Annotated in this window: 21 protein-coding genes; 12 read left to right on the top strand and 9 right to left on the bottom strand. The window is 40.8% G+C overall.

Features of this window, described 5'->3' with window-relative positions; all coding sequences use genetic code 11:
- Positions 1-8 precede the first annotated feature (8 nt).
- The 3 genes from QWZ08_RS24535 (at position 9) to QWZ08_RS24525 (ending at position 1,989) form a co-directional block, all read left to right on the top strand.
- Positions 9-623: an IMPACT family protein gene (locus QWZ08_RS24535; RefSeq protein ID WP_290340268.1), complete on the top strand. Its 615-nt coding sequence runs from the start codon at positions 9-11 to the stop codon at positions 621-623.
- Positions 624-701: 78 nt separating this feature from the next.
- Positions 702-1,055 carry an MmcQ/YjbR family DNA-binding protein gene (locus QWZ08_RS24530; RefSeq protein WP_290340267.1) on the top strand — a complete coding sequence of 118 codons (354 nt, stop codon included), beginning with the start codon at positions 702-704 and terminating at the stop codon, positions 1,053-1,055.
- An 88-nt stretch (positions 1,056-1,143) separates the two neighbouring features.
- Complete coding sequence (locus QWZ08_RS24525) at positions 1,144-1,989, top strand: hypothetical protein (RefSeq protein WP_290340266.1); 846 nt, start codon at positions 1,144-1,146, stop codon at positions 1,987-1,989.
- A 6-nt stretch (positions 1,990-1,995) separates the two neighbouring features.
- Here the strand turns inward: QWZ08_RS24525 and QWZ08_RS24520 are convergent, their stop codons facing one another.
- The 3 genes from QWZ08_RS24520 to QWZ08_RS24510 form a co-directional block, all read right to left on the bottom strand.
- Positions 1,996-2,613 (bottom strand): YdeI/OmpD-associated family protein, encoded by a 618-nt coding sequence (locus tag QWZ08_RS24520; RefSeq protein ID WP_290340265.1) that lies wholly within the window; start codon positions 2,611-2,613, stop codon positions 1,996-1,998.
- 112 nt (positions 2,614-2,725) lie between these two features.
- Positions 2,726-3,616, bottom strand: a complete 891-nt coding sequence (locus QWZ08_RS24515) for a 3-hydroxyacyl-CoA dehydrogenase family protein (protein ID WP_290340263.1) — start codon at positions 3,614-3,616, stop codon at positions 2,726-2,728.
- Between the two features lie 316 nt (positions 3,617-3,932).
- The gene (locus QWZ08_RS24510) at positions 3,933-5,117 is read right to left on the bottom strand and encodes an acyl-CoA dehydrogenase family protein (protein ID WP_290340262.1); all 1,185 of its coding nucleotides are present in this window, start codon (positions 5,115-5,117) and stop codon (positions 3,933-3,935) included.
- A gap of 331 nt (positions 5,118-5,448) precedes the next feature.
- On the opposite strand from QWZ08_RS24510, the gene QWZ08_RS24505 reads away from it, so the two are divergent.
- From QWZ08_RS24505 to QWZ08_RS24485, 5 genes are all read left to right on the top strand, one after another.
- Positions 5,449-6,000: an RNA polymerase sigma factor gene (locus tag QWZ08_RS24505; RefSeq protein WP_290340261.1), complete on the top strand. Its 552-nt coding sequence runs from the start codon at positions 5,449-5,451 to the stop codon at positions 5,998-6,000.
- A complete protein-coding gene (locus tag QWZ08_RS24500; RefSeq protein WP_290340260.1) occupies positions 5,997-6,578 on the top strand; it encodes a hypothetical protein in 582 nt (193 codons plus the stop codon). The genes QWZ08_RS24505 and QWZ08_RS24500 overlap by 4 nt, the downstream gene beginning before the upstream one ends.
- Entirely contained in the window at positions 6,553-7,542 is a 990-nt protein-coding gene (locus QWZ08_RS24495; protein ID WP_290340259.1) for a DUF4097 family beta strand repeat-containing protein, read from the top strand. Before QWZ08_RS24500 ends, QWZ08_RS24495 begins: the two co-directional genes overlap by 26 nt.
- A gap of 77 nt (positions 7,543-7,619) precedes the next feature.
- Positions 7,620-8,054 (top strand): YciI family protein, encoded by a 435-nt coding sequence (locus QWZ08_RS24490; RefSeq protein ID WP_290340257.1) that lies wholly within the window; start codon positions 7,620-7,622, stop codon positions 8,052-8,054.
- A 68-nt stretch (positions 8,055-8,122) separates the two neighbouring features.
- Complete coding sequence (locus QWZ08_RS24485; RefSeq protein ID WP_290340256.1) at positions 8,123-8,599, top strand: hypothetical protein; 477 nt, start codon at positions 8,123-8,125, stop codon at positions 8,597-8,599.
- On the opposite strand, the gene pyrF is transcribed toward QWZ08_RS24485, so the two are convergent.
- The 5 genes from pyrF to QWZ08_RS24460 all read right to left on the bottom strand — a co-directional run bounded on the left by pyrF (position 8,581) and on the right by QWZ08_RS24460 (position 13,576).
- Entirely contained in the window at positions 8,581-9,390 is an 810-nt protein-coding gene (gene pyrF / locus QWZ08_RS24480) for an orotidine-5'-phosphate decarboxylase (RefSeq protein ID WP_290340255.1), read from the bottom strand. The genes QWZ08_RS24485 and pyrF overlap by 19 nt on opposite strands.
- Positions 9,391-9,405: 15 nt before the next feature.
- Positions 9,406-10,035 carry an FMN-binding negative transcriptional regulator gene (locus tag QWZ08_RS24475; protein WP_290340254.1) on the bottom strand — a complete coding sequence of 210 codons (630 nt, stop codon included), beginning with the start codon at positions 10,033-10,035 and terminating at the stop codon, positions 9,406-9,408.
- Entirely contained in the window at positions 10,035-11,309 is a 1,275-nt protein-coding gene (gene kynU / locus QWZ08_RS24470; RefSeq protein WP_290340253.1) for a kynureninase, read from the bottom strand. Before kynU ends, QWZ08_RS24475 begins: the two co-directional genes overlap by 1 nt.
- Before the next feature lie 105 nt (positions 11,310-11,414).
- Positions 11,415-12,344 carry a glycerophosphodiester phosphodiesterase gene (locus tag QWZ08_RS24465; protein ID WP_290340252.1) on the bottom strand — a complete coding sequence of 310 codons (930 nt, stop codon included), beginning with the start codon at positions 12,342-12,344 and terminating at the stop codon, positions 11,415-11,417.
- A gap of 137 nt (positions 12,345-12,481) precedes the next feature.
- On the bottom strand, positions 12,482-13,576 hold the full coding sequence (locus QWZ08_RS24460; RefSeq protein ID WP_290340251.1) for an Mrp/NBP35 family ATP-binding protein: 1,095 nt from the start codon (positions 13,574-13,576) through the stop codon (positions 12,482-12,484).
- 172 nt (positions 13,577-13,748) lie between these two features.
- On the opposite strand from QWZ08_RS24460, the gene QWZ08_RS24455 reads away from it, so the two are divergent.
- From QWZ08_RS24455 to QWZ08_RS24445, 3 genes are all read left to right on the top strand, one after another.
- On the top strand, positions 13,749-14,399 hold the full coding sequence (locus tag QWZ08_RS24455; protein ID WP_290340250.1) for a carboxypeptidase-like regulatory domain-containing protein: 651 nt from the start codon (positions 13,749-13,751) through the stop codon (positions 14,397-14,399).
- Between the two features lie 183 nt (positions 14,400-14,582).
- Positions 14,583-15,095 (top strand): shikimate kinase, encoded by a 513-nt coding sequence (locus QWZ08_RS24450; protein ID WP_290340249.1) that lies wholly within the window; start codon positions 14,583-14,585, stop codon positions 15,093-15,095.
- 12 nt (positions 15,096-15,107) lie between these two features.
- Positions 15,108-15,503, top strand: coding sequence for a DUF423 domain-containing protein (locus QWZ08_RS24445; RefSeq protein ID WP_290340247.1), 396 nt, complete (start codon positions 15,108-15,110; stop codon positions 15,501-15,503).
- On the opposite strand, the gene QWZ08_RS24440 is transcribed toward QWZ08_RS24445, so the two are convergent.
- On the bottom strand, positions 15,493-17,382 hold the full coding sequence (locus QWZ08_RS24440) for a sensor histidine kinase (protein WP_290340246.1): 1,890 nt from the start codon (positions 17,380-17,382) through the stop codon (positions 15,493-15,495). The two genes, QWZ08_RS24445 and QWZ08_RS24440, sit on opposite strands and share 11 nt — an antisense overlap.
- A gap of 106 nt (positions 17,383-17,488) precedes the next feature.
- Between QWZ08_RS24440 and QWZ08_RS24435 the strand changes: the two genes are divergently transcribed.
- Positions 17,489-20,041, top strand: a complete 2,553-nt coding sequence (locus QWZ08_RS24435; RefSeq protein ID WP_290340245.1) for an FtsK/SpoIIIE family DNA translocase — start codon at positions 17,489-17,491, stop codon at positions 20,039-20,041.
- Positions 20,042-20,044: the final 3 nt, after the last annotated feature.

Here is a 20,044-nt window from a genome sequence, read left to right as displayed (position 1 = left end):
CAACAATCTTGACAACAGCGAACGAACCGACATTTTATTATACCATTGAAAAGCCGTCGGTAGAAGAATTTAAAGACCGCGGGAGTAGGTTTATTGCTTTTGCTTACCCGATAGAATCGGTAGATGATTTTAAAAAACTGTTGCAGCAATTAAAGAAAGATCATCCGAAAGCGGTGCACCATTGCTTTGCGTATCGCCTGGGAACGGATGGCAATAATTTCAGGGTAAGCGATGATGGAGAACCTTCAGGAACAGCCGGCCGGCCTATTTTAGGGCAGATAGACAGTAAATCTATTACCAATACGGCCATCATAGTCGTGCGTTATTTTGGTGGCACATTGCTCGGTGTTCCGGGTTTAATCAATGCCTATAAAACGGCTGCCACACTGGCTTTGCAGGTAGTACCTGTCGTACAGAAACAGGTAGAAGTAAATTACAGCATCCATTTCGACTATACACAAATGAATGATGTGATGATGGTGATGAAGCAATATAATTGCACCATCATCAGCCAGGAGATGCAATTGTTTTGTCACATAAAAGGAGGCATTGCTAAAAGCCGCCTGCCGGAAGTATTGTACCGGTTGAAGGAACTGCAGGTGGAGGTAGAAAAAATCAAATAAATATTGTATTTTTCTACATTAAAATCCAGCCTGGCCGACCCCTGTCTGACTGGTTTATTCAGTTAATAATAAATCTTCATGAACATCGAAACACTTCGGGAATATGTTTTGCAGAAGCCATCTGTAACAGAAGGCTTTCCATTCGGCGAAACCACCCTTGTGTTTAAAGTGAACGATAAAATATTTTTACTGGTGCCGTTAGAAGCTGGTCAGCTGCAATTTAATGCCAAGTGTGATCCTGATAAGGCCATTGAATGGCGAGACGAATATCCAGACGCTGTGCTGCCCGGCTTTCATATGAACAAGAAGCATTGGAATACAGTTATTGCAGATGGCACCCTATCGAACAAGCAATTGTTACAGATGGTGGATGATTCCTACAATTTGGTTGCAAAAAAAACGCCTTCGAAATTACCCCGCAAGAAAATATAATTACAACATTATTGTCAAATTGGTTGGAACGGGCCGCGGCCTGTTCCAACGGCTTCAATTATATTTATTAATCCTAAACATAACAACCATGCAAGACGAAGAAAAATTTTCTGATGATCCCGCTGAAAATATGCGGATGGAAAATGAATTTTTAAAACTGAAACTGAAGGCGCAGTACGGCGATGCCTTTCATGTAGAAAGCAATACCGATCTACCACCGGACATAGAGAACCAGTTTTTAAAAAGAATGATTGCTTTTGAGGCCAATCATGGCGATGCCGAAGTTGCTACTGTCTATGAATGCATCGGTCGGCCAGCTTATAAATCCGCAGAAGAATTAAATGACTTCGAAATCCCGGGTGAATTGCAAAGAATTAATGCAATCCTGAACGAACATAACATTGTCCTAAATATATGTGACGGCCCTTACCCTGACAGGCTTATCTATACTTTTATTACGGAGGAATTATTTGCGGAAGAAGCAAATAACACGGTTGATAAAGAAATACGTCACCATTTTACTTATGAAGAATTTCACCCAAATCACAAAGCGGAAATAACAAAACGAACGCATGAGTTCCTGAATCATTGGTTCACCTGCAGTTTTGATGAATACGCAAGTGAAATAAGCAGGCAGATTGTAATTCCCGACGGCAGACAAATGGACAAGGAAGAAGTGCTTGAAAAATTGAGGCTTTTCTTTGATGCTTTCCAGGGGTTTAAAAATGATGGCTATAATATTGATGAAGTAAGTTTTGAAATAAACCCGGAAACATTCATCGGACTGGGATTTGCCGAAGGCATGTTGAAATATGATGCGCTGCTGGAAAAAGGCGAGCAGGTACATTACCAGGGGCCATACAAATTATATATGCAAATGGAAAATAATTACTGGGATATTTTTTGTTTCATAATGCCAGGCTTTAACTGGTAATCAAAATTATTTTGTAGCATATTTCCAGTTCCTGCTTTTACCTTCTTTCATCATTTCAATGGCCTGCGCCATGCGTTTGTTTTTTGTTTCATCTGTCTTTGCTTCCTCTATCCATTGCACATACTCTTTTTTATGGGAGTAAGAAAATGCTTCAAATGTTTGCGCCGCTTTTTTATGCTTGCTCAATGCCTTTAGAAAATAATCAGGAACAATCAGTTCTTTTTTATCTGTTGTTTTTGGTCTGGACGGCACTTTGATACCTTGGTCATTTAACTGCATCGCTTCGTTTATCCACGCAACTATTTTTCTATCTGGCGGAAGGTCTTTTAGAGATGTCAGTCGTCCCAAATGTCCCATCGAAACTTCTGATTTTGCACGTTCAATCAGCACAGGGTCTTTCATCAATGCGGCCTTCCAAAAGCCAAATACAGCATGCTGTTTAAAAGCCGCCATGCTGCACATCATTTCGCCTTTGTAATCAAAATGCGGAAAGCCCCATTTTATTTTTTCTTCCGCATCGGGGCAAGCGGTATGAACCAATGCCCGCAGATGATTTAAAATTGGTTTTGCAAAATCAGCTGCTTTGCTGACGTATATATCGATTGGGTTATCCTTTATTGCCATAAAAATGGTTTAAATAAATACGTGTTGAAACCATAAATATAAAAAAGTTGTCTCAAAAAAGGAATAGGCAAAAGGCTATATCAGAATTGGAATTCCATTCATAGAGTTGGTTCTATCTAAATTTATTTGAAAGGACAAGCTCTTTGCTACCCGCCGTATACACATAAAATCCTTCACCACTTTTAACGCCCAACTTACCGGCCATCACCATATTTACCAGCAGGGGACAGGGCGCATATTTAGGATTGCCAAACCCATCCTGCAATACTTTTAAAATACTCAGGCAAACATCCAGGCCAATAAAATCCGCCAGTTGCAAAGGCCCCATCGGGTGGGCCATTCCGAGTTTCATAACGGTATCAATTTCTTCTACACCAGCCACGCCTTCATACAAACTATACATGGCTTCATTGATCATGGGCATTAAAATGCGGTTGGCAATAAAACCAGGGTAATCATTGACCACGCAGGGAATTTTGCCCAGTTGTTTGCTAAGTGCGGCAATGGTATCCGTTATTTCCTTTGTGGTTTGGTAGCCATTGATAATTTCCACAAGTTTCATCACCGGCACCGGGTTCATAAAATGCATACCAATTACGAGTTCTGGGCGTTTGGTTGCGGCGGCTATTTTTGTGATCGAGATAGAGGACGTATTGGTAGCCAGGATGCAACCCGTAGGTGCGGCCTCATCCATTTGTTTAAATATCTTTAGCTTAAGCTCTGCGTTTTCTGTAGCAGCTTCAATTACCAGTTGTGCATTTTGTACACCAGTTGCTATATCAGTTGAAGTAGTGATATTTTCAAGTGCTGCATTTTTTTGTTCTTCAGTTATGGAAGTTTTCGACACCTGCCGGTCTAAATTTTTGCCAATGGTCGCAATAGCTTTTTCTAACTGAGTTGCATTTACATCAATTAATGTTACAGCAAATCCATGTTGCGCAAATACATGCGCAATACCATTGCCCATGGTGCCGGCGCCGATAACAGCAATGTCTTTTATCATACATTCAATTTATCAATGTGTCAAGTATTCTCATTTCCATAATTCGAAATAAGCGTTTATGGGAAGGTGAATTATGCCGTAAGTAATTAATGCGATTATTGAATAAAAAATTAGTTCCCTTACGACTATTCTAAATTTTTTCACGGGTTCGGAATTTTGTAATTCCTCTTAAATTAAAGGGTTTTATCAAATAGAAGAGGACCACAATAAAGTAATATCAGTACAAGGGTGCGACGCCAATGAAGTTGAATACCGTTACTATTGCTGACATCAAAAAATAACAGAACATGCACTTATTCCTCCATCGGGGCGTTTTTTATTTAAACGCGTTCAACCCAGTAACATCCATTCCCGTAATCAGCAAATGAATATCGTGCGTGCCTTCGTAAGTGATTACACTTTCCAAATTCATCATGTGGCGCATTACCGGGTACTCGCCTGTAATGCCCATGCCGCCCAGCATCTGGCGGGCGTCTCTGGCAATATTGGTCGCCACCTCGCAGGCGTTTCTTTTAGCCATGCTTACCTGTTGCGGCGTCACTTTTCCTTCATTCATCAGCACACCAAGGCGCCAGTTTAAGAGTTGCGCTTTGGTAATTTCTGTAACCATTTCTGCGAGCTTTTTTTGCTGCAACTGAAAGCCGCCGATGGGTCTGCCAAACTGAATTCTTTCCTTGCTGTATTCGAGCGCAATATGGTAGCAATCCATAGCTGCTCCGATGGCGCCCCAGGCAATACCATAGCGGGCCTTGGTCAAGCAACCCAGCGGACCTTTTAATCCTTTTACATTGGGTAAAATATTTTCCTTTGGCACTTTTACATTGTCAAACACCAACTCGCCTGTAGCACTTGCACGCAGGCTCCATTTGCCATGCGTGGTGGGCGTACTAAAACCTTCCATACCTCTTTCAACAATCACTCCTTGTATTTCATCTTTTTCATTGCGGGCCCACACAACAGCCAGCTGCGCAAAAGGTGCATTGCTGATCCACATTTTTGCACCATTTAAAATAACATGGTCGCCCGCATCTTTTATATTCGTCAGCATGCTACTGGGGTCGCTGCCATGATTGGGTTCTGTTAAGCCAAAACAACCCAGCCATTCACCGCTGGCCAGTTTGGGTAAATATTTATTGCGCTGGTCTTCACTACCATATTGATAAATAGGAAACATTACCAGGCTCCCCTGCACACTGGCAGTTGAGCGTACGCCACTGTCACCTCTTTCCAGTTCCTGCATCATCAAACCGTAGCTGATATAATCTAGTCCGCCACCACCATACTGCTCAGGCACTGTCGGGCCAAAGCAACCCATGTCACCCAGTTGTTGTACAATTTGTTGCGGAAACTCGGCACGTTGTGCGTAGTCTTCTATAATCGGGCTGATTTCCTTCTTTACATAATTGCGCACGCTTTCCCTTACCAACTTATGCTCGTCGGTCAATAATTCGTCTACGTTAAAATAATCCGGGCTTTGAAAATTATCTGTTTTAGCTGCCATAGTAAATTGAGCAATTGTTTAGAAGATGATGTATATTTTTTTGAACAAGCATTTGTAATTCTGTTGACCATCGTTGTGTCAGCCGATAGCTATCGGCTCCCTTGTACCGCCATTTTTGAACTTTTACTGAAGCGTAGGATGGAACACCGCTGAAAGGGATATTGCGGATTGGCAGTGATTTTAAATCTGTTTTTAATCCGTTCCATCAGCGTCATCAGTGTTCTATCCTACGCACAAAGATAATATCTACCGCACTACAAAAATGGTTGTGTTTACCTTTGATGCAACATTATTTAAAGGCGCTTGTCTCTATTAATTAAAACATTGTTTTTTGGAACTAACGGTATCAATACATCGGGATGAACTGGTAGAACGCTGCAAAAAAGGCGAAGCGGCGAGCTATAAAGAACTGTACCAGCGGTACGCCAAAGCCATGTTCAACACCTGCTATAGAATTCTGAATAGCATTGATGAGGCAGAAGATGTGTTGCAGGAAAGCTTCACAGAGGCATTTAAAAACCTGCACGACTTTGAGTACCGTACCAGTTTTGGCGGCTGGTTAAAGCAGATCTGCATTCACCGCAGCATCAACCAGCTTAAAAAAAGAAAATTCAGGTGGGAGGACATTGAAACAATCAGTGTATATAACATAGCGGAGGAGGATTTTATTGATGAAAATGAAATTGCATTTAAAGTAGAACATATCAAAAAATGCATCCTATCACTACCGGATGGCTACCGCACCGTGTTGAGTTTGTATTTACTGGAAGGATACGATCACCAGGAAATAGCGGAAATATTAAACGTAGCGGAATCAACCACCCGAACGCAATACATGCGGGCGAAGCAAAAATTATTACAGTTGTTAAAAGAAGGAATATGAGCAGGAAATTAGAAAAGTTTATAGGTGATAACCGGAACGAATTTGATGATAAAATGCCATCGGTTAAGGTTTGGGAAAACATTGCAACATCGCTGGTTGAAAAGCAACCTAAAAAAAATATACTGACACCCATATTTAAATGGACCGTCGCCGCTGCAATCATCATCACAGCCGGACTGATTGTATTTTTTGTAACGAATACAAATAAAATAGGAAGAGAGATTGGCGTAACAAAAAAAGACTCTTCCGTAGAAGTCAATGCCATGGTTTCTGAAAATACACCGGAAGTAAATGAATTTGCAAAACTGGTGTTACTGAAACAGGAAGAATTAAAAGCACTGGCGCCCGAGCACCCCGAGCTGTATCACCAGTTCACCACCGACATTAACCAATTGGATAGTTCGTATAAATCCCTCAAAGGCCAGTTGAGCATTACACCCAACCGTGAAATGCTGATACAGGCAATGGTTCAAAACCTGCAGCTGCAGCTGAATGTATTGAATCAGCAGTTAAACATTATCAATCAAATTAAACAATCTAAAAAAGATGACCATGAAAAAAGTACTCCAACTATTTAGCATATGGTTACCGTTTTTCTTCTTACAGCACCAGCTGTTTGCACAAAACGATAACAATAAAAAGTACGAGTTTGTAAAGAACAAAGCGGTAAATAAAACCTACAATGTGTCTTCATCGGATAAACTGGACATTCAAAATTCTTTTGGCAGCGTTGAAGTACATACCTGGAACAAGAATGAGATAAAAGTAGATGTGACAGTAGAAGTATCGGCCAATTCAGAGGCGCTGGCGCAAAAAATAATCGACCGAATTGACGTAAAAGATGCTAAAAATAACAGCGATATCTCCTTTAAAACATCTATCAATGGAATAAATAATTCAAAGAATGAAAAAAGCACCATGAAAGTGAATTATGATATTTCCATGCCTGCATCCAACCCGCTTCACATCAGCAATGAGTTTGGCGCCACAGTGCTACCTGATTATAAAGGCGAAGTAGAATTGTCCAGTAAATTTGGCTCTTTAACCACCGGCAGTTTAAGCAAAGTAAAGTCTGTGAATGTAGAATTTGGTCATGCCAATATTGAAAGTATTTTTGACGGACCGGTTAGCATAAAATATTCTTCTGCAGAGATCGGCAAACTCTCCGGCAAAATAAAGCTGGATTTGGAATTCAGCAGCGCTACAAAAATAAATATCGATAACAGCCTTACCAGCCTGGATGCAAAAGTATCTTACTCAACTGTAAACATCAGGCCGGTAGGGGATTTGTCTGCATCTTACTCCATCTCTACCAGCTTTGGCAGTTTTAAAAACCGCAGCAATATTAAGTTTGACAGTGATGAAGACAACAGCGAGGACAAGGGGCCACAATTCGATCATAATTATAATGGTAAGTCTGGCAATGGCGCCATTCCCATTAAATTAAATACCAGCTTTGGTAAAATAATTTTGGGCGAAGCCACAGAAGATGATATGAAGGATAAAGAAAAAAATAAGTCAAAAACCAGGACTACTTCATAACGACGTTACGCGGTTGTGAACTAGAAAGGTCTGTGATTAATTGCAGACCTTTTGTATTTTCATACAAATTATTTTTTTTGAGACATCTTATAAAATACCTGTTAGTTGCCTTTTGTTGCCTGTCCATCACCAGCCTGGTCTATGCGCAGGATCAAAAGTCAGCTGGTGCGTCAAGGCCCGAAGATAAAATCAGGCAATACTTTTTTGTGATGCTAACCACGGGTACTAACCGCACCCATGATTCGGCCACTGCAGCTAAAATACAGGAAGGTCATATGGCTAATATCAACCGCTTGTATTATGAAGGTAAATTAAAGGTTGCCGGTCCCTTTGGTGATGATGGTAACTGGCGTGGCATTTTTATTTTCGACTGTAAAACAAAGGAAGAAGTAGAAGCGCTGCTGAAGACAGACCCTGCGATTGCGGCAGGAAGACTAGCTTATGAAATACATCCATGGTGGACCGCATCTACGGGAAGCTTTACGCCAGGCAAACCTGATAAGAAGCCTTAGTAAAAGTGTCTTGAATTTGATATGATGGCCTTTAAGTGCTAATTTTAGTGCTACCCAATAAAATACGGATGACTCTTCTAAAAAAAATCCGGCTGCTGATTGTATTTTTTATAATTGCCTTAATACTTAGCGGGGTTACTGCTTTTCCGGTAGAAACAGAGCTGCGATGGTTACAACATCACCCGTCGATGGCACCGGAATTTGCGAAAGCGTGGTTGCAAAATGTATACGTTGCCCTGGTGGAAACAAATGCTAAATATCCCATGCTGGCCTATGGATTTGACTGGCTGGCTTTTGCACACATTGTAATTGCGATGGCTTTTATAGGGCCATTAAAAGATCCCATAAAAAATAAATGGATCATTGATTGGGCAATACTTGCGTGCCTTGCAGTAATTCCGCTGGCGTTTATTGCAGGTCCCATCCGGCATATCCCGATGTTTCATATTTTAATTGATTGCAGTTTTGGTGTGGTGGGTTTAATCCCACTATTGATTTGCAGAAAATGGATAAAACAATTGGAAGATCAAAGTTTGGCTAAATAGCCTGCCATTTCAGTTTGGTACTGCAATGCAACAGCCCTTGCTTCTGCGGCAAAATCTTCTTTTTCGCTGGCGTAAATAATAGCCCGGCTGGCATTTACCAGCAAGCCGCAATCGTTGTTTAACCCGTATTTACTTACTTCTTCAAGGCTGCCTCCCTGGAAGCCTACACCGGGTACAAGTAAAAAATGATCCGGAATAATTTTGCGGATATCAGCTAAAATATTTGCTTTCGTTGCACCTACTACAAACATCAGGTTACCGGGATTGCCCCAACTACTGACTGTTTTTAAAACTGTCTCATATAAAAATTCATCACCCACTTTTTGTTGCTCAAAATCTTTGCTGCCGGTGTTGCTGGTTAAACCCAATACGATGGCCCACTTGTTATCAAATTCCAGGAAGGGTTTCACGCTGTCTTCGCCCATGTAAGGCGCAACGGTTACAGAATCAAATTCCATTGTTTCAAAAAAGGCTTTGGCGTATTGTGTGGACGTGTTGCCGATATCACCGCGTTTGGCATCAGCGATGGTAAAGTGTTCTTTCGGAATATAGTTCACTGTTCTTTCCATAATATCCCATCCGTTGGAGCCCAGCACTTCATAAAAAGCAGTATTGATTTTATAGGCTACACACAAATCTTTAGTAGCATCAATGATCTGTTTATTGAATTCAAATATGGCATCTGCATGGCTTTGAAGGTGCTTTGGTATTTTATTAAAGTCCGTATCCAGACCAACGCAGAGAAATGATTTTTTTAATTGTATTTGGTGGATGAGTTGTTGTCTTGTCATGATTGTAAAATGAACTTATGCCTGGGTTGTACTAATTAGTTTTTTCATTTCTGCTGCAATCAGTATTGAGTTTTCGTCACCCCGTTTTTTTAGCTTATCAATAATGTTGAGCTGCTCCTCGCTGGTTTTATTCTGACTAAGTTTAAAAATATTTTCAACGGTTTTTACTTCAATAGTAAAACCCACAATCGCTTTCAGCATCTTGCCTATATAAGCTTGTGACATATTATTGAAGGCGGCTGCGCTTTGGGCATCGTCATACTTATTGGTTATAGCTTTAATCGCTTCATAGGTTCCAATATCATCTGAAAAACTAATGGTGCCTTTTGCATGTACAGTCATGTAATTCCAGGTAGAGGCAGATTGCGGATTGTTGTACCAGCTTGCACTAACATAACAATGCGGCCCGTTGAAAATTACGAGCACTTTGTCATTTTTTACAAAGGCGCGGTGATGATCAGTATTTTTCATGAGGTGGCCGGATAGAATAATTTTTCCATCATTGTCTGCTATTACTTCTAAGGGAATCTGTGTGGCCGCCGGATATTCTTCTCCCGGCCCGGTAATTATTGCAAATGAATTTTTCTTCATAAACGCAATTACTTTGGCTCCATCTTTTTCGGTAAAATAAGGAAGGCTATACATTAAGCGACATTTAAAATGTGTTGCAACAGTTCGGCAAAAATATAGATTTCTTCGAAGCTATTGTATAAAGGCACTGGTGCGATCCTTATTACGTTGGGCTCTCTCCAGTCTGCAAAAACGCCATTAGGCAGTAAACTGTCAAAAACAGCTTTTGCATTTTTATGTACTGAAAGTGAAACCTGGCAGCCGCGTTCGTCCGGATTGGATGGCGTGATGATTTTAAATTTTTCTATTGGTTGATTGATATGATTTAACACAAAAAATAAATAGTCACTCAGTGCTTTGCTTTTTTTCAGCAAGTTATCAAAACCCGCAGCAGCAAATATTTCCAGCGATGCTTTGTGCGCAGCTAGTAACATCATAGGCGGTGTACTCATGGCCCAGCTTTCTGCTGTTGGTGTAGGTGTAAACGTACTAGCCATTTTAAAACGGTTGCCGGCATCATTGCCCCACCATCCTTCGAGCCTTTTCAGGTTATGGTTGTTGAGATGCTTTTGATGTATAAAAGCACCTGCAACTGCCCCAGGACCGCTGTTTAAATATTTATAATTACACCAGCAGGCAAAATCAACCTGCCAGTCGTGCAGTTGCAGTTTAATATTACCGGCCGCATGTGCCAGGTCGAAACCTGCGTAAGCGCCGGCTTCGTGCGCCGCTTTTGTAATGGCCTTTATATCGAAAACCTGGCCTGTGTAATAATTAATACCGCTGAATAGAACCAGTGCAATGCTGTCCTTGTGTTGTTCAATAACAGCAGTGATGTCTTCGGTAGTGATCAGTTCTGTTCCTTCTTTGGGAAATACTTCTATGATAGCATCAGCAGGATCAAGACCATGCAATTTTACCTGTGACTGAAAGGCATATTGATCAGAAGGAAAGGCTTTTGCTTCGCAGATGATTTTATAGCGGGTGACAGTTGGCTGATAAAAACTAAGCATTAGCAAATGCAGGTTCACCGTCAGGTGATTCATCGTTACCAGTTCTTCTTCTTTTGCGCCAATGATATCACAAAGCAGCGGCGTTATTTTTTTTGAATACTGCAGCCATGGATCCTTGCCTAAAAAAAATCCTTCCACCCCAAAATGGGCCCAGTTTTCCATGATGTTGGTTACTTCATCCTGTGTTTTTTTTGGTTGCAGCCCCAAAGAGTTGCCTAAAAAATAGGTGGCATGTTTACCCTGGAAATAAGGCATATAAAATTGTGCCCTGAAATGACTTAGTGTATCTTGGCTATCCAGTGCCTGTGCATATTCCAGCGTAAATTCATGCTTCATTAGGAGAAGTTTTTGCCGTTAAGGCGTTAAGACGTTTTTGGTGTTTCACTCAAAAGATTTTTTACCAAGCCGGCTTCAAGCCATGCATCTTACAGTCTATGGATGCTAATTAAAAAGATTAGGGTAATCCGAAATAATTCCGTCAACGCCCATTGCTTTTAAATCATTTATTTTCTTTGCATCATTCACCGTCCAGGGAATTACTTGTATGTTTTGCTGATGACATTTTTCAATAATATCCGCATTGACCAGTGTATTTTCCGGGCTGTAAATAGTGGGAGTAAATCCAAGTGCTTTTATTTGTTCCTCTAAAGTTCTTTTATCAAACCGCTCTATGAGCATGGCTGTTTTTATTGCCGGATAATGCTCATGTAAATATTGCAGGCTCCGGAAATCGAAGGATTGAATGATAACCTGCTCTTCCATCTTTTTTTCTTTGATGACTTTCATCAGCAACTCAACAAACTCCGGTGGTGCGGGGTGATTGATATTATCCGTTGCCGGCATGCACTTGGTTTCTATATTAAAAAACGGGTAAGGTCGTTTGCTGGTTGACATGTATTTTTTCACGCTGTCAAACACATCACTTAGCAATGGTTTTGCAACCGCTATTTTTTGTTGCTGCGGAAAAAACGGGTGTGGTTTCAGGCCAACATCAAAAGTCTTGATGGAGTCGTAATTCATTTGGTACAGAATATAACTGTGCTCGTCTTTCGCAGCTATAAAAGAGCCGTCTGGTTTGGTAGTAATGTCGTGATTGAAGAACGGATCATGACTCAGGATCACCTGCTTGTCTTTACTGATGCTGGCATCCATTTCCAGCGTGGTTACACCGAGGTCTAATGCTTTGAGCATCGCGGGTATGGTATTTTCTGGCATCAAGCCACGGCAGCCGCGGTGGCCCTCTTTATCGAAGGCTGGAACTGAAACAGTGGTTGATGCTATTTTATTTTGAACGGACATTTTTTTATTGGACGAACAGGCACCGCACATCAATAAAATAAATGTTGCGGCTGTTTTTATTGTTGATGCCATTGAATTAGCAAACTATTTTTTATTATAAAGCTATTTCGGATTGAACGCCAATGATCCACAATGGTATGCAGTACAAGAGGGCGACGCAACGATATACCACAAAGCTTCCTGGCCCGGACAAATATTGTTTCCTTTTCCTACTCTGTCATTTCAACTATTTTGGTCGGCTCCATATTAGCATTTCGCATGGCAATACCACGGGTGGCAATGGCCGCAAAATCAATGAAGGCTCTCTTCGTCAGCTCATCATCGCTTACCATAACCGGTACACCGGCATCCCCGCCTTCACGAATGGATTGCACAATAGGAATTTGCCCAAGGAAAGGAAGATCAAATTCTTCGGCCAGGTTTTTACCACCATTTTTTCCAAACAGGTAATATTTATTATCAGGCAATTCTGCCGGGGTAAAGTAGCTCATGTTTTCTACCAGTCCAATGATGGGCACTTTTAATTGAGCCTGCCCAAACATGGCGATGCCTTTTTTTGCATCGGCAAGGGCCACGGTTTGCGGCGTGGTGACCACAATAACGCCGGTTACGGGCACGGTTTGTACAACAGTTAAGTGGATGTCGCCCGTGCCTGGCGGCATGTCTATTACAAGGTAATCCAGTTCGCCCCAATCCACATCGCTTACAAACTGGCGGATGGCGCTGCTCACCATTGGTCCCCGCCAAACTACCGCCTGCTTTTCATCTACCAGTAAACCAATGCTCATCATTTTAATGCCATATTTTTCGATGGGTACAATCATGCCTTTACCATCCACATCTTTCATTAAAGGCCGGTCGCCGCGAACGCCAAACATGATGTGCTGGCTTGGTCCGTAAATATCCGCATCCATCAATCCCACGCGGGCGCCGCTTTGGGCGAGTGCAAGGGCAAAGTTGCTGGCCACTGTGCTTTTGCCTACGCCACCTTTTCCGCTGACAACTGCTATAATATTTTTTACACCGCTTAAAACCGTTTTGGCATCTTTACGATTGGTGGTGGTATTGCTGGTGAAGTTTACTTTTACAATGGCCTGCTTGTTAACGAGCAGTTTCACGGCGTTGATGCACGCATTCATTATCAGGTCTTTCAGGGGGCAGGCGGGGGTAGTAAGTACCACCGTAAAGGATACATCATTTCCATTGATTACTATATCTTTAACCATGTTAAGGGTTACCAGGTCTTTTCCAAGATCGGGTTCCTGTACATTGCTCAGGGCTTTCAGGATATCTTCATTTGTCATCAGTTCAATTTTTTGTTAAAAAGCAGTATCTGCGGCAAAATTAGCTATTGATGCCCTTACTTTGTTTATTAATTAAGGAATGTTGTTATTTTTGAAAAGAGAAGATTTTTTAACCAACTGTAACCGCTTCGCCAGATAACCGCTTAGATATGCAGTAACTGAATTTTATTGAATGAAAATATTTTTACGATACATTTTTATCTGTTTTATCTGTGCTTTGTTTATTCCGGTTGCTGCAAAAGCTCAATTTGAAAATTTTAAGGATTCAGTAGTGCAGTTGTATGGCGTTGTGATGACGGCTGACAGCCTGCAGGCATTGCCCTCTGTAAGCGTGGTAGAAAAATTACAGGGAAGGGGCACCGTAACCAATAACCAGGGTGTATTTAGCCTGGTGGTATTAAAGGGCGAGAAGGTAGAATTTACAAGTGTTGGGTTTAAACCTAAAACCATTACTATTCCCAGGGATATAGAAGGCAATCAGTACAGTGTATTGCAATTGATGGTTACAGATACTGTTTACCTGGCGGCAACCATTATTAAGTCCAGGCCTACAAGGGAACAGTTTGAAAGGGATTTTTTAAAGACAAATGTGCCGGCCGATGACCTGGAAGTCGCCCGGCAAAACAATGATGAAAACAGACGACGTGTGCTGATGGCATCATTACCGAGAGATGGCAGGGAAGCGGCCAATAAATACCTCAGTCAGCAATCGGCAAAATACTATTACGCAGGCCAGGCTCCTCCACAAAATATTTTTAATCCATTTGCCTGGGCAGACTTCATAAAGGCCTGGAAAAGGGGCGATTTTAAAAAGAAGAATTAGGCTGGCTATATTTCTGTTTTATATTGCTGTTTTTTATTTTTGCGATTCCTCTATTCTGCAATCGGCACGATTTAGAAGTCATTCTATTTAATTTTTTCCGCTTATTTCATTCCACTTTCTTTTACCATTTATTCCGGTAATTTTGCAACTGTTGTCACCAAGCAAGGCAATTATAAATTTAGCATGATTTGTTTTTTAATTGGTTTTATGGGAAGCGGTAAAACGCATTGGGGTAAAATATGGGCCGGTGTTTCCGGCTTTAATTTTATAGATCTGGATGAAGCAATTGAAAAGCAGGAAGGAAAGTCAATTGCGGATATTTTTGAACGCAAGGGTGAAAAGTATTTCAGAAAGATAGAAGCAAAGGCACTCCGCAATTTTGGAAGCTTAACAAATACGATTGTAGCATGCGGTGGGGGAACACCCTGCTTTTTTGAAAACATGCAATGGATGAATGAACATGGAATGACCATCTACCTTAAAACTACCGGCCCGAAAATTTTAGAAAGAGTGTTACTTGAACAGGAAAAAAGGCCCCTGCTAAAAAAAATGAACCCCGCAGAGCTGTTGTTTTTTATTGAACAAAAATTAAAAGAAAGAGCCCCCTTTTACAATGCGGCAAAACAAATACTGACAGCTGAAACCCTTTCGGAACACACCTTTGGAAAATTGTTGGGTACATTAAAGGCTTCTTAAAAAATATATTTAATGCAGAAAAAATTTATTCAAGCCGCTGCCTTATTGGGTGCACTATCAGTTATTTTAGGTGCATTTGGTGCACATGCCCTTAAAGAAATGATCAGCGAAAAAAGCCTGGCTATTTTTGAAACCGGTGTGCGGTATCAGTTCTATCATGCTGTAGCGCTTATGCTAACAGGTATGTTGTATAAGGAGTTTACAAATAAATATTTATTGTGGGCAGGACGACTATATGGTATCGGCATGTTGCTATTTTGCGGATCATTGTATTTTTTGGCTATTGTTGACCTTGCGGCCCACCCGGGACTAAAAGCGATAGGGGCAGTTACACCTTTTGGGGGACTTTGTTTTATTGCAGGCTGGCTTTTACTGGCAGTGGGCGCTGCTAAAACACTTAAGCAGTAAGTTTTGCATATAATGTTACGAGGGTACCGTTTTTATTTTCAATAGAAAAATTGATTCCTGATTTCGTCATTCTTTGCTTCATGTTTTTTAATCCGTTGCCAAAACGTCTCAGATTTTCGAAATCAATTCCCACCCCGTTATCCTGTATATAAAACGAGATGCCATCTGTCTCCCGTTTCAATGTGAGCCAAACCTCCGTTGCCTTAGCATGTTTTAAAATATTATTCAGCGCTTCTTTAACCACTAAAAAAACATTGCGTCTTATCTCGCCGTTCACTACAAACTCGGGTAAATTGGTATCAATATTCACTGAGCAGTTGATACCTGTATTTTCGAAATATTCAAGTGCATAGCTACGTATATAAGCCACCATATTTCCAAATGAATCATTGCTGCTATTCATCGTCCAGATGATGGTGTTCATGTTGTTCAGCAGCTCATTGGCAGAGAAAGAAATTTTTTCTATTTCAGGAATGGTGTTTTTTCCCAGCCTGCTTTTTGCCAGTTCGCTGAAAAGACGAATAGCGGTAACACCCGCGCCAAGGTCATCATGCATGTCTGTACTGATACGGTTTCGCTCATCCTGTTGCGCATTCAGTATAGCTAGCTTTGACTCAAAAATTTGTTTTTCAGCCTCCAGTTTCAGCGCTTCCTGCTCTTTAATTTTTTCGATGAGTTCTATGCGGTTTTTATAAGTTAACCCCAGGAGAAAAAAGATTAGCTCACATACAATGCCAAGCTCATAGTACAACAATGCGCTTGTAAAAATACTGATGGCCGGCCTTACAGGAAATATAATCAGCAGAAATGAGATGATAGAAAAAAAGATCAAAATGGCATTGCCAATTGCCAGGTAATTGATCAGCCTGTTTTTTTGTTTGATACCGATAATGACATACAATATTCCTATACCAAGACAAATCATTTTTGTACCGTTCTCCAATAAAGATGTCAACCGGAAGTTACCTGAAAAAAAATAGGTATAGCTGTATATGGCTAACAATACCAGCAAAACTCTTTCTTCGTAATAAAAAATCTTATTTAACAGAGGATAGTTGACACTTGTGTTTAAGAATTTCCTGGTAAAAGCAATATAGAAAACGGTGCCTATAACCAGCACAGCAAACCCTAGATATCCCATAAAAAAACTTGAAAAAACGCCACTTCTTCTTTCTGTGTAGGTATTAAAATAGATCAGTATAAACATACAAATTGCGTAAAAACAATTGTACAAAAATTCCTTTTTCCCGTTTACACTAAAATTGGCGCCGTTAAAGAATATCATCATCAGCAATAACCCGCTCAGCAAATAACCAATTACCATTTCATTGTAACTTGATGTATACAATATTTTCTGGTATTTGGTGAGATAGCTTTTCTGGATAATCTGAAGCGCCAGCGAGTTAAATTTTCTTTTTGAAAAATGCAACTCCGCCAGGTAAGTAGTTTTTTCAAGAGGGGAAAGAAAGATTGGTTGAAATCCATCCTCCTCACTTTCATCTTTTAAAGTGACGAAATTACCTGCAGGCGATATTTTGCTTAGTTTAATACTGCGAAAAGAATTGCCGGGATATAAATAAACTGTATCGTTTAAAGCCGAACTATTTTGCAACGTAAACTTTACATAAACAGTTCCATTGATCCAGGTAGCAGGGATCAATTTAAGGCCTTTGAAATCGGCCATACTTTTCCATTGCCGTTGCAAAATATTTCCGGAATGTGCCGTATTATCAGAATCAATAAGTATATCACATTTATCCTTGATGGAACAAGCGTCTTTAAAGGATGAAACCTCTGTCGCCAAGCTATCAGCAAGGGATTGGCCCATCATGCAACCATAAGAAAATGTAAATACAAAAATGCAAATTAGTCTCCTCAATTGCGTAGGTTTTACCAAACGTACAGCTTTTCGTTGATATCTTTTTATACTCCGGCAATCAAATTCTGTAATGTTACAGTAAGGGATTTATATATCTTTGTCAGTAATGGCAAGTAAAGTTAAATCAGGTAAATCCAAAGCCTCTGGCAAGGAAGGGTTAAAAGCAGAAACAGAGGAAAAAGTAGTGATGAAAGAACTGCTTAAGGATGATCGTACACGTAAAATAACGGGTACAGTATTGTTGTTGCTGGCATTTCTTTTTTTTATAGCATTTACTTCTTACCTGTTTACATGGCAGGAAGACCAGGATAAAGTTTTTCTGCATGGCTACAAATTACTGTTGGGTACCGATGCCAAAGTGAGCAACTTGTTAGGCACTTTCGGAGCTTTTATTTCTCACCTTTTTATTTACAAGGGTTTTGGAATCGCGTCTTATTTTATCTGCAGTTTATTTTTTGTAGCAGGATGTAATTTGTTTTTTGGAAAGAAAATATTTTCTGTAAGACGCAATGTCAAATACGTTATTACCGGCCTGGTTATTCTGAGCGTGACAGCAGCCGTTATTATGAATGGAAAAGGTTTTCCATGGGGCGGGGCGGTAGGTAATATGGTAAGGGACTGGATGTATAAAACCATTGGTAAAGTAGGAACACTGGCCGTGTTGGCAGTTTCAGTACTTGTATATGTTATCTGGCGGTTTAACCCGGTTTTTGCGCTGCCATCCAAAAAAATGTATACAGCTGCCACTGGTGGTGAAGAAACAGAGGATGCTTTGGTAGCTATTGATCCGGACGTAACAGAGGCGCCGGAAGAGGTTGTCAAAACAAACAGGGGAAATAAAGTAAAAGGTGATGCCGGAATGCTGAATATTCCTATGGAAGTCAATAATGGCCTGAATCACGATTTAAACATTGTTGAAAAGGATCTGCCCATAGTCACCAAGCCAGCAATAAATCCGGTAAATGAAGAAGACCGTTTTGCGGAAGCCAAACTATTTATACAGGATGCCGCTGTCGATAAAGCCAGTAATTTAAAAAAGGATCCAAAAATTGAAAATGACCCTTTGCTTGAACTGGAAATTAAAACAGTTCCGGAACCCATTTTGGAAGGAGGCAATGCTGTTGCCACTCAAACAAAGTCTTCGGGTATAAATACACCTTATGATCCGGTGCTGGATTTGCGGGATTACAAATATCCACAGCTTGATTTGTTGGATGCGCATGGCAGCGAAAAAATAGTACAGGATCCTGCTGAACTGGAAACCAATAAAAACCAGATCATCAATACCCTGAAAAATTATGATATCAATATTCAGAAAATTTATGCAACTGTAGGACCTACGGTTACCTTGTATGAAATTATTCCTGCAGCTGGTGTGCGGATATCAAGAATAAAAAATCTGGAAGACGATATCGCATTGAGCCTTGCGGCCCTTGGAATCCGCATCATCGCACCCATTCCGGGAAAAGGCACCATCGGCATAGAAGTGCCCAATGCTAAAAAAACAATCGTAAGCATGCGTACTTTGCTGGATACAGATAAGTTCCGGCAAAATAATTTTTCTTTACCTATTGCCATTGGTAAGAAAATCAACAACGAAAATTTCATTGTTGATCTGGCCAGTATGCCTCACTTACTGATGGCCGGGGCAACAGGCCAGGGTAAATCTGTGGGCTTAAACGCTATATTGGTATCGTTGCTTTACAGCAAACATCCATCACAATTAAAATTTGTATTGGTAGATCCTAAGAAGGTGGAATTGAGTATTTATAAAACCATTGAAAAACATTTTCTGGCAAAATTGCCCGGCGAAGAAGATGCTATTATAACGGATACAAAGAAAGTAGTGCATACACTAAATGCTCTTTGTATTGAAATGGATAACCGGTATGATTTGCTGAAGGAAGCGGGTTGCCGTAACATCAGGGAGTATAATGAAAAATTTGTTGCCCGAAAATTAAATCCTGAAAAAGGGCACCAGTTTTTACCGTTTATTGTTTTGGTGGTAGATGAGTTTGCTGATTTGATAATGACGGCTGGCAAGGAAGTAGAAATGCCAATTGCAAGGCTGGCGCAGCTTGCCAGGGCGGTAGGGGTGCATTTAATTATAGCAACGCAGCGCCCCAGTGTAAATATTATAACAGGAACCATAAAGGCGAACTTTCCTGCAAGGATTGCATTCAAAGTGAGTAGCAAGATAGATAGCCGGACTATATTAGATGCAGGCGGTGCAGAACAATTAATTGGAAAAGGAGACATGCTGATCAGCTACAACGGAGAGCTGGTACGTTTGCAGTGCGCTTTTGTTGACACACCGGAGGTAGATAAAATTGTTGACTTCATCGGCGATCAGCGTGGTTATGCGCAGGCATTTTTATTGCCGGAATATGTGGATGAAAAGGAAATGGAAGGAAAGGATTTTGACCTGAACGATAAGGACGCTTTGTTTGAAGATGCGGCAAGGCTGATAGTTGCCAGCCAAAGCGGAAGTACGTCTTTATTGCAACGCAGAATGAAACTTGGATACAACCGTGCAGGCCGTTTAATGGACCAGCTGGAAGCGGCTGGCGTAGTCGGTCCCAACCAGGGAAGTAAAGTAAGAGATGTGTTGATTAAGACGGAAGCCGATCTGCAAATGTATCTCGATAACTCTCTTTAATAT

It is taken from the genome of Ferruginibacter paludis, from assembly GCF_030409685.1.
Taxonomy (GTDB): Bacteria; Bacteroidota; Bacteroidia; order Chitinophagales; family Chitinophagaceae; genus Ferruginibacter; species Ferruginibacter paludis.
The sequence above is the reverse complement of the archived record's forward strand: the minus strand, read 5'-3'. Positions and strand labels throughout refer to the sequence as shown.

What these genes read in the sequence shown, in the direction of transcription:
- QWZ08_RS24530 (WP_290340267.1), top strand. Translation starts at nt 702, where the DNA reads ATGAACATCGAAACACTTCGGGAATATGTTTTGCAGAAGCCATCTGTA.
- QWZ08_RS24525 (WP_290340266.1), top strand. Translation starts at nt 1,144, where the DNA reads ATGCAAGACGAAGAAAAATTTTCTGATGATCCCGCTGAAAATATGCGG.
- QWZ08_RS24520 (WP_290340265.1), bottom strand. Translation starts at nt 2,613, where the DNA reads ATGGCAATAAAGGATAACCCAATCGATATATACGTCAGCAAAGCAGCT.
- QWZ08_RS24515 (WP_290340263.1), bottom strand. Translation starts at nt 3,616, where the DNA reads ATGATAAAAGACATTGCTGTTATCGGCGCCGGCACCATGGGCAATGGT.
- QWZ08_RS24510 (WP_290340262.1), bottom strand. Translation starts at nt 5,117, where the DNA reads ATGGCAGCTAAAACAGATAATTTTCAAAGCCCGGATTATTTTAACGTA.
- QWZ08_RS24500 (WP_290340260.1), top strand. Translation starts at nt 5,997, where the DNA reads ATGAGCAGGAAATTAGAAAAGTTTATAGGTGATAACCGGAACGAATTT.
- QWZ08_RS24495 (WP_290340259.1), top strand. Translation starts at nt 6,553, where the DNA reads ATGAAAAAAGTACTCCAACTATTTAGCATATGGTTACCGTTTTTCTTC.
- QWZ08_RS24485 (WP_290340256.1), top strand. Translation starts at nt 8,123, where the DNA reads ATGACTCTTCTAAAAAAAATCCGGCTGCTGATTGTATTTTTTATAATT.
- pyrF (WP_290340255.1), bottom strand. Translation starts at nt 9,390, where the DNA reads ATGACAAGACAACAACTCATCCACCAAATACAATTAAAAAAATCATTT.
- QWZ08_RS24475 (WP_290340254.1), bottom strand. Translation starts at nt 10,035, where the DNA reads ATGTATAGCCTTCCTTATTTTACCGAAAAAGATGGAGCCAAAGTAATT.
- kynU (WP_290340253.1), bottom strand. Translation starts at nt 11,309, where the DNA reads ATGAAGCATGAATTTACGCTGGAATATGCACAGGCACTGGATAGCCAA.
- QWZ08_RS24465 (WP_290340252.1), bottom strand. Translation starts at nt 12,344, where the DNA reads ATGGCATCAACAATAAAAACAGCCGCAACATTTATTTTATTGATGTGC.
- QWZ08_RS24460 (WP_290340251.1), bottom strand. Translation starts at nt 13,576, where the DNA reads ATGACAAATGAAGATATCCTGAAAGCCCTGAGCAATGTACAGGAACCC.
- QWZ08_RS24455 (WP_290340250.1), top strand. Translation starts at nt 13,749, where the DNA reads ATGAAAATATTTTTACGATACATTTTTATCTGTTTTATCTGTGCTTTG.
- QWZ08_RS24450 (WP_290340249.1), top strand. Translation starts at nt 14,583, where the DNA reads ATGATTTGTTTTTTAATTGGTTTTATGGGAAGCGGTAAAACGCATTGG.
- QWZ08_RS24445 (WP_290340247.1), top strand. Translation starts at nt 15,108, where the DNA reads ATGCAGAAAAAATTTATTCAAGCCGCTGCCTTATTGGGTGCACTATCA.
- QWZ08_RS24435 (WP_290340245.1), top strand. Translation starts at nt 17,489, where the DNA reads ATGGCAAGTAAAGTTAAATCAGGTAAATCCAAAGCCTCTGGCAAGGAA.